This window comes from Sphingomonas sp. SphC10 (assembly GCF_057004845.1).
This window is the reverse complement of record NZ_CM168044.1, coordinates 3738108-3754920: the sequence shown is the minus strand read 5'-3', so window position 1 is coordinate 3754920 and position 16813 is coordinate 3738108. Positions and strand designations below refer to the sequence as shown.

The 16813-nt window shown below is 69.5% G+C and carries 4 protein-coding genes; all 4 read left to right on the top strand.

Features of this window, described 5'->3' with window-relative positions; all coding sequences use genetic code 11:
* Positions 1-187 precede the first annotated feature (187 nt).
* A complete protein-coding gene (locus ACWKSV_RS17445; protein ID WP_237243538.1) occupies positions 188-2473 on the top strand; it encodes a TonB-dependent receptor in 2286 nt (761 codons plus the stop codon).
* Between the two features lie 95 nt (positions 2474-2568).
* Complete coding sequence (locus tag ACWKSV_RS17440) at positions 2569-3951, top strand: glycoside hydrolase family 27 protein (protein WP_443026377.1); 1383 nt, start codon at positions 2569-2571, stop codon at positions 3949-3951.
* Positions 3952-4000: 49 nt separating this feature from the next.
* Positions 4001-4978 (top strand): family 43 glycosylhydrolase, encoded by a 978-nt coding sequence (locus ACWKSV_RS17435; protein ID WP_076715221.1) that lies wholly within the window; start codon positions 4001-4003, stop codon positions 4976-4978.
* A 183-nt stretch (positions 4979-5161) separates the two neighbouring features.
* On the top strand, positions 5162-16627 hold the full coding sequence (locus ACWKSV_RS17430) for a BapA/Bap/LapF family large adhesin (protein ID WP_172839627.1): 11466 nt from the start codon (positions 5162-5164) through the stop codon (positions 16625-16627).
* Positions 16628-16813 lie beyond the last annotated feature (186 nt).

The following is a 16813-nucleotide window of genomic DNA, read 5'->3' as shown; positions in this document are numbered from 1 at the left end:
GCTCATCCTTCCCGATCCGGGATGGCAGCCGCTCCGCCGCCGCGCCTAACGTAACGATCATGGCGTCAATTTGCCACTGCGCGACGTGACGCCGGCACCGCTCCTGAGCCGACACTGCTTATATTGCAATTGACTCGCATAATCACAGATATTAGTCCGCCCCCGCAACGAATTTGGGGGGTATGACATGTTGGTTCGGGCGGCGCTGGCCATGATGCTGTCTTCGGTGGCGGCACCCTGTCTGGCGCAAAGCATGGCGTCGCAGGGCCGTGACACGGCGTCGACGGAGGCGGGCAACGACATCGTGGTCATGGGCGAGAAAGCCGACCGGACGTTGCGCGACACGCCCGCCAGCGTCGCGGTGACGACCGGACAGACCATCGCCGACCAAAATCTGATCGACATGTACGACGTGCTGCAACGCACGCCCAATGTCGCGATCAATGCCGACCGGACCAGCTTCACCATTCGCGGCATCGATGCCTTCAACGTGTCGGGCGCGGGCGACGGGGCGCTGGCCAGCGTCTATCTCGACGGGGCGGTCCTGCCGCGCGCGGCGCTGAACACCGGGCCGCTCGACCTGTACGACATTGCGCAGGTCGAGGTGTTTCGCGGTCCGCAATCCACGGTACAGGGCCGCAACGCGCTGGCCGGGGCGGTGGTCATCCGCACGACCGACCCCGGCTACGAATGGAACGGCAAGGCCCGAGTGATACTCACCGGCCCCGACGGACAGCGCCGCGCCGCCGCCGCGCTGGGCGGGCCGATCCTGGGCGACCAGCTCGCGTTTCGCGTGGCCGGTGAAATCGCGCGGTCGGACGGCCTGCTCTACAACACCACGCTGCACCGCGACGCCGATCCCCGCCAGTCGGAGACGCTGCGCGGCAAGCTGCTCTTCACCCCCGACGCGGTGCCGGGGCTGCGGATCATCGCGAGCTATATGCACGACCGCCATGTGCGCGGCGCCTATTCCTCCGAATTCGATCCGCCCTATGCGCGCCGGGATCGCATCGTCACCGAGGATGTGGCGACCAACACCCGTGCGCTGAGCGACATCGCCACGCTGGAGGCGCATTATACGCTGGGCGGCGGCTTCGACCTGAGTTCGATCACCAACTATTCCGATGTCCGCGCACTCTACATCGCCGACCCGGATCGCAACCCCACCCCCGGCCAGTTGAGCCGCACCAGCGACCCCGCCAGGACGGTGCAGCAGGAAGTGCGGCTGGGTATCGACCTGCCCTGGGTGCAGGGCCTGATCGGCGCCTATTACCTGCGCGAGGACAATCGCGACTATCGGTTCGAGGCGACGCAGAATATGAACCTGAGGCGGCTGGGCGTCGATCGCCAGTTGCTGGCACTGGGCCTGTCGCAGCCGATGGTGGACATGGTACTGGGCCTTTATGGCGGCGTGGTTCCGATCAGGAACCTGCTGACCCAGCCGCGCCTGACGCGCAATCTGGCGGGCTTCACCGACCTGACCTTCCCGCTGACCACCCGCCTGAAACTGCGCGCAGGGCTGCGCTACGACAACGAACGGCAAATGCGCGGGGCGAGCCAGTCGGTCGCGCTGAACGGCACGCTGCCCGATCCGGCCCGGTTGCCCGTCCCCGCCCTCGCCCCCATCGTCACCCGGCTGAATGCGCTGCTGATGGCGACGGCGGCGGGGGCGACCAGCGTCGATCCGACACGCGCCATCACCTACGACGCCTGGCTGCCGAAGCTGGGCCTGACCTGGGACGTGACCTCCGATGCCTCGCTGAGCGCGACGGCGCAGCGCGGCTATCGCGCCGGGGGCGCCGGGATCAATCAGCAGCGCGGCCAGAGCTTCACCTATGCGCCCGAATATACCTGGAATTACGAGATCGCGTTGCGCTCCGACTGGTTCGACCGCCGATTGAGTTTCAACGCCAATGCCTATTATATCGACTGGCGCGACCAGCAGGTATCGGTGCAGCTGACCCCCGGCGCGGTGTTCGACAGCCAGGTCGTCAATGCGGGCAAGTCGCGCCTTTATGGCTTCGAGGCGGAGCTGCGCGGGCGGCCGACGCGTCACCTCGATCTTTACGCAGGCATTGGGCACAGCCGGACCGAGTTCCTCGACTTCACCGTGCCGATCGGCACCGCGAAATGGTCGGCCACGGGCAACGAGTTCGCCAACGCGCCGCGCTGGACCGCGTCATGGGGCGGCACCTGGCGCAGCGCGGGCGGACTGTTCGCCAATCTCAACGCCACCTATCGCGATGCGGTGTTCCAGAGCACCATCGACCAGACCGTGCGCGACATCCGCCCGATCACGCTGGTCAATGCCAAGCTGGGCTGGCAGGGGCGGCATTTCGGGGCCTATCTGCTCGCCAGCAATATCTTCGACCGGCAGCAGCCGACCTCCTTCTTCACCGATTTCGACGGGCGGGTCCGCGGCACCATGTCGCCGCCGCGCATCCTGGGCCTGAGCTTCGAGGGGCGCTTCTGAGCCGCATTCGATTGTCAGACATATAAAGCTCCCGCCGCCTTGCCATCCGCGTGACACCCCGTAGACCTGTTCGACAAGAAAACGGGAGTGGATGGATGAGCAAGACCGGGGGCGGGATCAGCCGTCGACAGGCGTTGGTCGGCATGGGGGCCGGCGGCGCGGCGATCACCGGCGGATTGGCCCTGGGTGGCGTGCAGGGCGCGACGGCGGCGGAACGCTCCGGCACGCTGGCGCCGCGCCCGCCCATGGGCTGGAACAGCTGGAACAGCTTTGCGACCACCATCACCGAGGCGCAGGCGCGCGAAACCGCCGCGATCATGCGGGCCAAGCTGCTGCCCTTCGGCTATGACGTCTTCACCGTCGACATCCAATGGTATGAGCCCGAGGCGTCCAGCTACACCTATAACGCCGCGCCGGTGCCTGCGATGGACGGCCATGGCCGGCTGATCCCCGCGCCAAACCGCTTTCCGTCCAGCGCGGACGGATCGGGCTTCACCAGGCTGGCGGCGGACGTCCATGCGATGGGCATGAAGTTCGGCATCCACCTGATGCGCGGCATCCCCCGGCTGGCAGTGAAGAAGAACCTGCCGATCCTGGGCACCCGCTACCGCGCCGCCGACATCGCCGACACGTCCAGCATCTGCACCTGGAACCCGGACATGTACGGCGTCGACATGACCAGGCCCGGCGCGCAGGCCTATTATGACAGCGTGTTCGCGCTGTATGCCGCCTGGGGCGTCGATTTCGTCAAGATGGACGATATGAGCCGCCCCTATGACGCGCACGCGCCCGAGATCGAGGCCGCGCACGAGGCGATCCGGAACAGCGGCCGCCCGATCATCCTCAGCCTGTCGCCTGGCGAAACGCCGGTGATCCGTGGCCCGCATGTCCGGCGTTTTGCGCAGATGTGGCGCATCTCGGACGATTTCTGGGACGAATGGTCGATGCTGGAGGCGCAGTTCACCCGGCTGGAGAACTGGACGCCCTATCGCGGGCCGGGGTCATGGCCCGATGCCGACATGCTGCCGCTTGGACGGCTGGCACTGGGCAAGCGCGACACCAAGTTCACGCCCGACGAACAGCGCACCTTGATGTCCTTGTGGTCGATCGCGCGCTCGCCGCTGATCATGGGCGGCGACCTGCGCTATCTGGACGCCCCCACGCTGGCGCTGCTGACCAACCGCGCGGTCATCGCGGTCAACCAGGCCTCGACCGACAACCAGCCGCATTTCGTTCAGGACGGCGCGCGCATCTGGTCCGCCAAACCCGAGGGCGCAGCCCAGGACCGTTATCTGGCGCTGTTCAACACCGGCGATAAGCCCAAGGAAGTGGGGCTGGCGCTCCACTCTCTGGGGCTGTCGGGGGAAGTCGGCGTGACCGATCTGTGGAGCGGTGCGTCGCTCGACCGGGCGAAAGACCGCTTCGCGCAGACGCTGCCGCCGCATGGTGCCGGGTTGTACCGCCTGCGGGCACGCTGAGCCCATTAAGCTACCGCATGGGCTGCCCCGAACATGGAGGACCACGACCATGAAGACACTGAGCGCCTTCGCCGCCGGGCTCGCACTGACCGTCGCGGCGGCGGGGATCGCCCGCAATCCGCAGTTCGAGGGAGCCGATCCCCATGCGATGATGATCGGCGACGAACTCTGGATCTTCCCGACCGGAGGGCCGGGCGGAAGCTGGGCGGCCGACCGTTTCGGCGCCTTTTCCAGCCGGAACCTGAAGACATGGCGGCCACGTGGCGAGTTGATCCGGCGCGACCAGATCGGTTGGATCACGGATGACGGCGCGCCCGAGCATTTCCTCTGGGCCCCCGGCGTCGCGACCCGGAATGGACGCTATTACCTCTATTACTCGGTCGGGCCGCAGAACCCGACGCCCAGCCGCATCGGCGTCGCGGTCGCCGACCGGCCCGAAGGCCCCTATCGCGACAGCGGCCGCCCGCTGATCACCGGCGACAAAAGGTTCGAGGCGATCGACCCGATGGTCTTCACCGATCGCAGGTCGGGCAAGACCTATCTCTATGCAGGCGGCAGCGCGGGCGGGACCTTGCACGTCTGGGAACTGCAACCCGACATGGTCACCATCGCGCGGGAGGTGAAGGTCGCGACCCCGCCGAACTTCACCGAAGGCGCCTTCATGCACGAGCGCGGCGGTATCTATTACCTGTCCTACAGCCATGGCCGGTTCAATGGTCCCGATTATTCGGTCCACTACGCCACCGCCCCCTCGCCCACTGGGCCATGGCGCTATCGTGGTGCAATCCTGACCGGCGATGCGCGGCATCAGGGGCCGGGGCATCACAGCTTCGTCACGCTGCCCGACGGCCGCTCGTTGATCGTCTATCACCGCTGGGACCGCACACCTAGCCCCGGTCCGTTCCAGGGTGAGCGGGTCGTGGCGATCGACCGCATCACCTATGCCCCCGATGGCCGCATCCGGCCCGTGCGGATGACCGATGACGACGCGCCGGTCCTGCCTGCACGCCCTTTCCGCACAAAATAAGTTAACAACCGTTAACCATCTGAATTAATTCCGAAAACGGTCCGCTCGCATCACTGCCTCCTCTTCGCGGTTAGGATTTGCGCAAGGGGAGGCCGCGTGTCTGCGCAAGGACAGCCATGACCGCGCCCCCCTGCCCGGCACCGCGTGCCGGGGCATGACGACATGCAATGGGAGGAACAGGCCATGCAGACCGAGATCATCGCAAAGGCGACCGGCACCACCACCACGACCAGCGCCAACGTCATCGAATTGAGCGCGCCCAGCGTCGTTCGGCTCAATATCGACCGGTCGCAGGTCGCGACGATGGAGCGTGAGGGTAACGACCTGATCATCCGCCTGACCGATGGCCAGACCATTCGCATCGACCATTTCTATGACCAGCAGCAGGGCAAGATCAGTGACCTGGTGCTGCGCGACGATCAGGGCAGCCAGTGGCTCGCCAATCCTTCCGCCAGCGGTACGGGGCGGTTCCGGGCGATCACCGATCTCGACGACCTGATGGGCGCGGCGGCGACCGGCGAGGGCGGCGGCTCGTCCTTCGTCCTGCCCGCCATCTTGGGCGTGGCCGGGGTCGGCGGTCTGGTCGCGGCGGTGTCTGGCGGCGGCGGCAATGGCGGCAGCCAGCCCGGCGGCCCCACCGTCGACACCCAGCCGCCCGCGACTCCCACCGCCAGCTTCACGGCCAACGGCTCGAGCATCCGCGGCACCGGCGAGGCGGGCGCGACCGTCCGCGTGACCGACGGCGCGGGCAATGTGATCGGCACCGGCACGGTCGGCGCCGACGGCACCTTCACCATCCCGGTCAACCCGCCCCAGACCAACGGCCAGCCCGTCACCGTCGTGCAGAGCGATGCGGCGGGCAATGTCTCGCCCCCCGCCACGACGGCGGCGCCCGATATCACGCCACCCGCCACCCCGACCGCGACGATCACGGGCGACGGCCGCACGGTCAGCGGCACCGGTGAGCCCGGCGCGACCGTGACGGTGCGCAACGCCGCCGGACAGGTGCTGGGCACCGCCGTCGTCGGTGCGCAGGGTGCCTATACGCTGACCCTGACCACGCCCCAGGCGAATGGCGGCACGCTGACCGTCAGCCAGGCCGATCCGGCGGGCAACGTTTCCCCCGCCACCACCCTGACGGCGCCCGACACCACCCCGCCCGCCTTGCCCACCGCAAGCATCAACGGCGACGGCACCAGCCTTTCCGGCACCGGCGAGGCGGGCGCGACCGTCACCGTGCGCAACGCCGCCGGGCAGGTGCTGGGCACCGCGATCGTCGATGCGCAGGGCGGCTATACGCTGCCGCTGACCACGCCGCAGGCCAATGGCGGCACCCTGACCGTCACACAGAGCGACCCGGCAGGCAATGTCTCGCCCGCCGTCACGCTGGCCGCGCCCGACATCACGCCGCCCGCCGCTCCCGCCGCAACCCTGTCGGCAGACGGCACCACCGTGACCGGATCGGGCGAGCCCGGCGCGACCGTGCGCGTCATCGGCCCGGACGGCCAGCAGATCGGCACCGCCATCGTCGCCGCCGATGGCAGCTATACGGTGACGCTGACCACCGCGCAGACGGGCGGCGGCGTGCTGGTCGTGACCCAGACGGACGCGGCGGGCAATGTCTCGCCCACGACCCAGCTCGACGCCGTCGATACCGGCACCATGCCGCTGCCCACCGCCCAGATCGATGCGCAGGGGACGACGGTCAGCGGCACCGGCGAGCCCGGTGCGACGGTGGTCGTGCGCGACGCGGCCGGTCAGACGATCGGCCAGGGGACGGTCGACGCAAACGGCAATTACAGCCTGACGCTGGCCACGCCGCAGGGGAATGGCGAAACCCTGACCGTCGTGCAGAGCGACACGCTGGGCAATGTCTCCCCCACCATCACCCTCACCGCCCCCGACTTCACCGCCCCGGCCACGCCCACCGCGACCATCGCCGAGGACGGCAGCGCCATCACCGGCACCGGTGAGCCCGGCGCGACCGTCACGGTGCGCGATCCCGCTGGCCAGCCGCTCGGCACCGCCACGGTCGATGCGCAGGGCAACTACACCTTGCCGCTGACCACGCCGCAGGCCAATGGCGAAACCCTGACCGTCACGCAGAGCGATCCGGCGGGCAACACCTCTCCCGCTGCCTCGGTCAGCGCACCCGATACCACTGCTCCCGCCGCCCCCAGCGCGACTGTCGCGGGCGACGGCAGCACCATAACCGGCACCGGCGAACCCGGCGCGACCGTCACCGTCAGCGATGCCGCCGGACAGCCGCTCGGCAGCGCCACGGTCGACGCGCAGGGTAACTACAGCCTGCCGCTGGGCACGCCACAGGCGAATGGCGAGACGCTGACCGTCACGCAAAGCGATCCGGCGGGTAACATCTCGCCCGCCACGACGGTCACCGCCCCTGACATCACGGCACCCGCCGCCCCGACCGCCACCATCGCGGGCGATGGCACCAGCATCACCGGTACCGGTGAGCCCGGCGCGACCATCACCGTCAGCGACGCCGCTGGACAGCCGCTCGGCACTGTCACGGTCGACGCGCAGGGCAACTACACCCTGCCGCTGACCACGCCGCAGGCCAATGGCGAAACCCTGACCGTCACGCAAAACGATCCGGCGGGCAACACCTCCCCCGCTACATCGGTCAGTGCTCCGGATATCACCGTCCCCGCTGCCCCCACCGCCACCGTCGCTGGCGACGGTGCCAGCATCACCGGCACCGGCGAACCGGGCGCGACCGTCACCGTCAGCGACGCGGCTGGCCAGCCGCTCGGCACCGCCACGGTCGACGCGCAGGGCAACTACACCCTGCCGCTGGGTACGCCGCAGGCCAATGGCGAGACCCTGACCGTCACGCAGAGCGATCCGGCAGGTAACACCTCGCCCGCCACAACCATCACCGCGCCCGACATCACGGCACCCGCCGCCCCGACCGCGACCATCGCGGGCGACGGCACCAGCATCACCGGCACCGGCGAACCCGGCGCGACCGTCACCGTCAGCGACGCAGCCGGGCAGCCACTCGGCACTGTCACGGTCGACGCGCAGGGCAACTATACCCTGCCGCTGACCACGCCGCAGGCCAATGGCGAAACCCTGACCGTCACGCAGAGCGATACGGCAGGCAACACCTCGCCGGCCACCAGCGTCAGTGCGCCCGACATCACTGCGCCTGCCGCGCCGGTCGTCACCGTAAGCGCGGACGGCACGCAACTGATCGGCACGGGTGAGCCGGGTGCCACGGTGCAGGTCGTCGATGCGGGCGGCCAGCCGGTGGGCACCGCGACGGTCGGCAGCGACGGCAGCTTCAGTCTGCCCCTGCCAACGGGTGTCGCCAACGGCCAGACGCTTTCGGCGATCCAGACCGATGCGGCGGGCAATGCCTCGCCCGCAACGACGACGGTCACGCCCGATCTCGCCGCCCCCGCCACCCCCGTGGCGACGGTCAGCGCGGACGGCACCAGCATCAGCGGCACCGGCGAGCCGGGCGCGACCCTGATCGTACGCGCGCCCGACAACAGCGTGCTCGCCACCGTCACCGTCGCCGCCGATGGCAGCTTCAGCGCGCCGCTCGCCACGCCGCAGGCCAATGGTGAAGCATTGTCCGTGACGCAGAGCGATGCGGCGGGCAATGTCTCGCCCGTCGCCACCGTCACCGCGCCCGATATCACGCCCCCCGCCCCGCCGGTCGCCATCCTGTCGGCGGATGGCTCGGCGGTCTATGGCAATGGCGAGCCGGGTGCGACGGTGCGGGTCGTCGACGGCAACGGCACGCTGCTCGGCAGTGCGGTCGTGGCGGCGGACAGCAGCTATACCCTGCCCCTCACCCCGCCGCAGACCAGCGGCCAGACCCTGTCGGCGGTGCAGACCGACCCGGCGGGCAACCCGTCGCAGCCCGCCACCGTCGCCGCGCCCGACCTGACCGCGCCCCCGGCCCCGCTCGCGACCATCGCCGCCGATGGCACCAGCGTGACCGGCACCGGCGAGCCCTTCGCCACCGTCCGCGTGCGCGCCGCCGATGGCACGGTGATCGCGACGGTGACGGTCGGCGCGGACGGCAGCTTCACCACGCCGCTGTCGCCGCCCCAGGCCAATGGCGAGGCGCTGTCGCTCGACCAGACGGATCGCGGCGGCAATCTGTCGCCCGCCACGCCGCTGACCGCGCCCGACATCACGGCCCCCACCGGCCTGACCGCCACGATCAGTGGTGACGGCGCGATCGTCACCGGTTCGGGCGAAGCGGGTGCAACTGTGACGATCCGCGATGCGAACGGCGCGGTGCTGGGCACCGCCACGGTCGCCGCCAACGGCATCTACAATGCGACGCTGACCACGCCGCAGACCAATGGCGAAACGCTTCAGGTGACGCAGGCCGACGCGGCGGGCAATGTCTCCGCCCCCGCCAGCGTCCTCGCGCCGGATACCACCCCGCCGCTTGCGCCGACCGGATCGGTCGTCGATGCGGGCGCGACCCTGTCCGGCACCGGCGAGCCGGGCGCGACCGCCACCATCCGCGCCGCCGACGGCACGCTGCTGGGTAGCGGCCAGGTGGCCCCGGACGGCAGTTTCGCGGTGACGCTGAACCCCGCCCAAGCCAATGGCCAGGCGCTTCAGCTGGTCCAGACCGATGCGGCGGGCAATGCCTCGCCCGTCGTCGCGGTGACCGCCCCCGACATTACCGCCCCGACCGGGTTGACCGCCACGATCAGCGGCGATGGCAGTTTCGTGACCGGCGTGGGCGAGGTCGGCGCGACCGTCACCGTCCGCGATCCCGATGGCACGGTCATCGGCACCGCCGTGGTCGGCACGAACGGCAGCTATGCCGTGCCGCTCACCCCTGCGCAGATCGACGGCGAAACGCTGCAGGTGACGCAAGCCGATGCGGCGGGCAATGTCTCCCTGCCGCTCGCGCCCGTCGCACCGGACCTGACCACACCGCTTGCGCCCGTCGGCATCATCTCGGCGGACGGCACGCTGGTGACCGGCACGGGTGAAGCAGGCGCGACCGTCACGGTGCGTGACGCCACCGGACAGCCGCTCGGTACGGCCACGGTCGCCGCCGATGGCAGCTTCTCGGTCCCGCTGGCGAGCGCACAGCTCAACGGTCAGATACTGTCGGTCGTCCAGGCCGATGCGGCGGGCAATGTGTCGCCGCCGCTGGCGCTGACCGCGCTCGACACCACCGCACCGATCGGGCTGACTGCCAGCGTCGACGCCACCGGCATCATCGTCAGCGGTCAGGCGGAGGCGGGCGCGACCATCACCGTTCGCGCACCCGATGGCACGATCATCGGCACCGGAACGGCGGGTGTCGGTGGTGCCTATGCGCTGACCCTGACCACCCCGCAGCTGAACGGTCAGGTCCTTCAGGTGACGCAGGCGGATGCAGCGGGCAACACCTCCCCGCCCAGCCCCGCCACCGCGCCCGACCTGACCGCGCCACTCGCCCCGCTGGGCACCGTCTCGGCCGACGGAACGCTGGTGACGGGCACGGGTGAAGCGGGTACGACCGTCACGGTACGTGACGCCACCGGGCAGGTGCTGGGTACGGCGCGGGTCGCCGCGGATGGCAGCTTCTCGGTCCCGCTGGCCAGCGCACAGCTCAACGGCCAGATCCTGTCGGTCGTCCAGGCCGATGCGGCGGGCAATGTCTCGCCGCCGCTGGTGCTGACCGCGCTCGACACCACCGCACCGATCGGGCTGACCGCCAGCGTCGACGCCACCGGCATCATCGTCAGCGGCCAGGCGGAGGCGGGCGCGACCATCACCGTGCGCGCGCCCGATGGCACGATCATCGGTACCGGCACGGCGGCGGCCACCGGCGACTATGCGCTGACCCTGACCACCCCGCAGTTGAACGGCCAGGTGCTTCAGGTGACGCAAGCGGATTCGGCGGGCAACACCTCGCCGCCCAGCTCCGCCACCGCGCCCGACCTGACCGCACCGCTCGGCCCCGTCTTCGCGCTCGACGGCACCGGCGCCAATGCCACCGGCAGCGGCGAGGTCGGCGCGACCGTTACCCTGCGTGACGCCAGCGGCACGGTGATCGGCACCGGCCAGGTCGGCACGGACGGCAGCTTCAGCGTGCCGCTCAACCCCGCCCAGGCCGATGGCGGCACGGTCAGTGCGACGCTGACCGATGCGGCGGGCAATGTCTCTATCCCGGCCATTGTCGCCGCTCCCGACATCACCCCGCCCGCAGCGCCCGTGGCGGCGCTGGATGCGACGGGTTCCATCGTCACCGGCCAGGGAGAGGTCGGCGCGACCGTCACAGTGCGCGACGCGGGCGGTGCCGTGCTCGGCACCGGGATCGTCGGGCCGCAGGGCGCCTACACCGTCATCCTGTCCGCGCCCCAGCTCGACAGCCAGATACTGCGCGTCACCCAAGCGGACGCCACGGGCAACGGATCGCTCGCGACCACCGTCACCGCACTCGACCGCACGGCCCCGGACGCACCGGTGGCGACCGTCTCGGCCGACGGAACGGTGATCAGCGGCTCAGGCGAGATCGGTGCGACGGTGACGATCACCGATCCGGTCGGGCTGGTCCTCGCCATCGTGCCGGTAAACCCGGACGGCAGCTTCAGCGTGACGCTGACCACCGCGCTGACCAACGGACAGCTGCTGACCCTGACCCAGGCGGATGCGGCGGGCAATGTCTCCGCCGCCGGTACTGCGACCGCACCCGATCTGATCCTCAACGACACGCCCGGCGCTCCGACCGCGATCATCGCCCTCGACGGTGCGAGCGTTTCGGGCACCGGACAGGTCGGCGCCGCGATCATCGTGCGTAATGTGAATGGCGCGGTGATCGGCAATGCGCAGGTCGCCGGGGACGGCACCTACACCGCGACGCTGACCACGCCGCAGCGTGACGGCGAGACGGTGCGCGTGACCCAGACCGATGCCGAAGGCGATGTCTCGCCCCCGGCCACCGTCATCGCCCCCGATTTGACCGCCCCCGATGCGCCCACCGCGATGATCGATCCGACCGGCTCGCTGGTCATGGGAACCGGCGAGGTCGGTGCGACGGTGCAGGTCCTCGACGCCAACGGTGCGACGCTCGGCACCGCCATTGTGAGCGCGAACGGCGCCTATGTGGCCGCGCTCGTCACACCGCAAGTCGACGGCCAGCCGCTGACCGTCGTGCAGAACGACGCGGCAGGCAATGGCTCGCCCGCATTCCCCGTCATCGCGCCCGACCTGACCGCCCCGCTCGCGCCCATAGGGATCGTGTCGGGTGACGGTACCAGTCTGACCGGCACCGGAGAGGTCGGCGCGACCGTCACCATCCGGGGCGCAGGGGGTGCGGTACTCGGCACCGCCGTCGTCGATGCGAGCGGCAACTTCACCGCACCGCTGACCCCGGCGCAGGCGAACGGCCAGCTTGTGACGCTGATCCAGGCGGACGCGGCGGGCAATGTCTCGCCCATCGCGCAGGTCACGGCGCCCGACATTACCGCGCCCATCGGCCTGACCGCCGCGATCAACGGCGCAGGGAACCTGGTCACCGGCACTGGCGAGGCTGGCGGCACCGTCACCATCCGCGACGCGGGCGGCACGGTGCTGGGCACGGCGGTCGTCGCCGCCAACGGCACCTATGCCGCGATCCTGACCCCGGCGCAGCTCAACGCGCAGGTCTTGCAGGTCACGGAGGCCGATGCGGTGGGCAATGTCTCGACGCCCGCCACCGTCATCGCGCCGGACCTGACCGCGCCGCTCGCCCCCATCGGCATCGTGTCGGGCGATGGCACGACTCTGACCGGCTCGGGTGAGGTCGGCGCGACCGTCACCATCCGCAGCCTGGGCGGTGCGGTACTGGGCACCGCCGTGGTCGACGCCAACGGCAATTTCGCCGCTCCGCTGACCCCGGTCCAGGCCAACGGCCAGCTCGTGACGCTGACCCAGGCGGATGCGGCGGGCAATGTCTCGCCCCTTGGCCAGGCCATCGCGCCCGACATCACTGCGCCCATCGGCCTGACTGCCGCGATCAACGGGGCGGGCAATCTGGTCACCGGCGCGGGCGAGGCGGGTGCTACCGTCACCATTCGTGACGCGGGCGGCACGGTGCTGGGCACGGCGGTCGTCGCCGCAAACGGCACCTATGCCGCGATCCTGACCCCGGCGCAGTTGAATGCACAGGTCTTGCAGGTGACCCAAGCGGACGCGACGGGCAACGCGTCGACACCCGCCACCGTCATCGCACCGGACCTGACCGCCCCGCTCGCGCCCATCGGCACGGTGTCGGGCGACGGCACCAGCCTGACCGGCACCGGTGAGGTCGGCGCCACCGTCACCATCCGGGGTGTCGGAGGCGCGGTCATCGGCACCGCCATCGTCGATGCGAACGGCAATTTCACCGCTCCGCTGACCCCGGCCCAGGCCAATGGCCAGATCGTGACGCTGACCCAGGCGGATGCGGCCGGCAATATCTCGCCCCTCGGCCAGGCCGCCGCGCCCGACATTACCGCACCCGTCGGCCTGACCGCCGTCATCAACGGGACGGGCAGCGTCATGACCGGCACCGGCGAGGCGGGCGCGACCGTCACCATCCGCGATCCCGGCGGCACGGTAGTGGGCACCACCATCGTGGCGTCGAATGGCAGCTATGCGGCGACCCTGACCCCGGCGCAGCTCAATGCCCAGTTGCTGCAGGTGAGCCAGGCAGATGCGGCGGGCAATGTCTCGACGCCCGCCACCGTCATCGCACCGGACCTGACCGCCCCGCTCGCGCCCATCGGCACCGTGTCGGGCAACGGCACCACCCTGACCGGCACCGGTGAGGCGGGTGCGACCGTCACCATCCGGGGTCTGGGCGGCGTGGTCATCGGCACCGCGCTGGTCGACGCCAACGGCAACTTCACCGCAACGCTGAACCCCGCCCAGGCCAATGGGCAGGTCGTGACGCTGACCCAGGTCGATGCGGCAGGCAATGTCTCGCCCATCGCCCAGGCCAGCACGCCCGACATCACCGCGCCCGTTGGGCTGACCGCCGCGATCAACGGCGTCGGCACGCTGGTGACGGGTCAGGGTGAGGCGGGCGCGACCGTCACCGTGCGCGACGCGGGCGGCAACCCGATCGGCACCGCTATCGTCGCCGCGAACGGCAGCTATACGGTCACGCTCACCACGCCGCAGGCCAATGGCCAGGCGCTGACCGTGACCCAGGCCGATGCGGCGGGCAACACCTCCCTGCCCAGCCCGCTGATCGCGCCGGACATCACGCCACCGGCCTTGCCCATCGCCACGATCAACGGCACCGGCACGATCGTCACCGGCTCGGGCGAGCCCGGCGCGACGGTGCGCATCCTCGGCGCGCAGGGACAGCTGGTCGGCACTGCGATCGTCGATGCGAACGGCGTCTATACCGCCACGCTGCTCATCCCGCAGGCCAATGGCCAGGCGCTGACCGTCACGCAGGCGGACGCGGCGGGCAATGTCTCGCCCCAGGCACCGCTGGCCGCACCCGACATCACGCCCCCGGCGACCCCCACGGCCGCGATCAACGCCACGGGCACGATCGTCACCGGCACGGGCGAAGCCGGTACCACGGTGGAGGTGCGCAACGCGGGCGGCACCGTCATCGGCACCGGCACGGTGGCGGGCGGCGGCACCTATGCCGTCACGCTCGCCACGCCGCAGCTCGCGGGCGAGACGCTGAACATCGGTCTCCGCGACGGAACGGGCAATGTGTCGGGCACGGTCACGGTGATCGCGCCCTTCGACATCAGCGCCTTCGACAATGTCGCCGCCGCACAGGTCGACCTCGTCCCCGTGCAGACCAACGAAACCCTGGGCAACGCCAATTACACGGCGCTCGTCTCGCTCGGGCTGGTCAATCTGAATGCCCAGGTGCTGGCCATCCCCAATGTCCAGTTCACGGTGCAACAGGGCCATACGCTGGATGCGACCTTCACCTATGACGCCACCCTGTCGCTGGGTGTCGCCAGCGGCTATTCGGTGGTGCTCCAGCGGTTCAACGGCACCAGCTGGGTCGCGGTGAACGGCGGCGGCAGTTCCTCGCTGCTGGAGGTCAGCCTGCTCGGCGGCAATCTTGTCGCCACCGCCGATGATCTGGCGCCGGGCCAGTACCGGGCCTTCGTCACCTTCGACAATACGGCGGGCGTCGGTCTGCTCGGCGGGCTCAGCGTCACAGGCGTAGACTCCGACTTCACCGATGTCGGCCAGATCGTGCCCTTGGTGACGAACGGCAATGTCATCACCGATCCCGGCCCCTTGGGTCAGGTCGATGCGGTCAGCCCGCAGACCCGCGTCGAAAGCGTCACGCTGAACGGGGTGACGACCGTCGTCACCGGCAATACGCAGGTGGTCGGGCAATGGGGCGTGCTGATCATGGGCAGCGACGGCCGGTATAGCTACACCCCCAATGCCGATGCCGCCGTGCTCGGCAAGACCGACCGCTTCACCTACACCCTGTTCGATGCCAGCGACGGCGAGCGGGAGAGCGCGACGCTGACCATCTCGATCGGCAGCCCGGACATCATCGGCGCGCCGGTCGCGGTCAACGACGTGGCGACCGCCGCTGCGACCTTCGTCAATGTGGTGGAAACGCGTACCCCCATGGTCGACTCGTCGTTCGCGACCCCGACGGCCGCCGTGCTGACCGGCTCGCGGACCGGTCAGATCACCGACAGCTTCACGGTCGATGCGAACAGCCGCGGAAACATCACCCTGTCCGCCGTGATTGCGCCGGGCCTGTCGGTCGTGCCCAGCTTCACCATCACCGTCACCAATGCGGCCGGGACCGTCGTCGGCTCCCAGACCGGCACCGCGCTGGCCGGGGTCGGCGGACTGATTGGCTCGGGCATCAGCGTGACGATGAACGACCTGCCCTCGGGCACGTACAACTACACCGTCACCAGCACCAACACGGTGGGGCTGGGCTATACCACCGACGTCTATGTCGGCGGGACGATCACCCATCTCGATCAGTTCACCTTGTCGGGAACCACGCCGACCAGCGGCAATCTGCTCGCCAACGATACGCTGGGCAGCGATTTCCTGGGCATCAAGATGCTGGTCGGCGGCACGTTCGTGGACATCGGCGATGCGGGCCGCACCCTGACCGGCACCTATGGCACGCTGACCATCAGCGAGATCGGGCAGTACGCCTACCGGCCCTTCGCCAACCTGGGCTATGCCGCGACCGATCCGATCGACCGCTTCACCTATCAGATCGTGCAGCCCGACGGGCAGGTATCGACCGCGCGGCTGGACGTGGCGATCGACATCAACAACGGCGTCGCCCCCGTCTTCCCGACGACGCTGACCGCCTTCGTGCTGGAGGATCCGGTGCAGGTGCACAGCGACGTGGTGCCGATGACGCTGGCGGTCGGTCATGACGCGGCGCCGCTGTCCCTGGACCAGGCGGATGCCAAGATCGCGCTGTCGCTGATGGAGGACCAGGGCAGCGTCGAGGATGTGCTGTCCCGCTATCTCGACGCGCAGAGCCCGGCAGCCGAACCGCTACCAAGCGAATCTCTTGCCGACACGGGTGATTCTGCCGTGATGTCAAGCGCTTCGGACATCAGCGCCCAGGACCCGGTGACGCATGATCCGCTGGGCTATCTGACCGTTTCGGTCGATCCCGAACAGGAAAGGTTGGCAACCCTGCATCTGGTCTGACCATCTTGCGCATACATCCGAAAGCGGAGTTGATTTCGGACGCCGAAGGGGTTTCCCTTCGGCGTCTAATCCCTTTTTGTTTAAATAGTTTAGTCAGCCTCTTTGTCAGGAGAGGTCGAAAATGCGGTCGATGAAGCGAGAGCGGCGAGAACGCTACCAGAAGCGATCGGTACGGTTCGGGAGGGT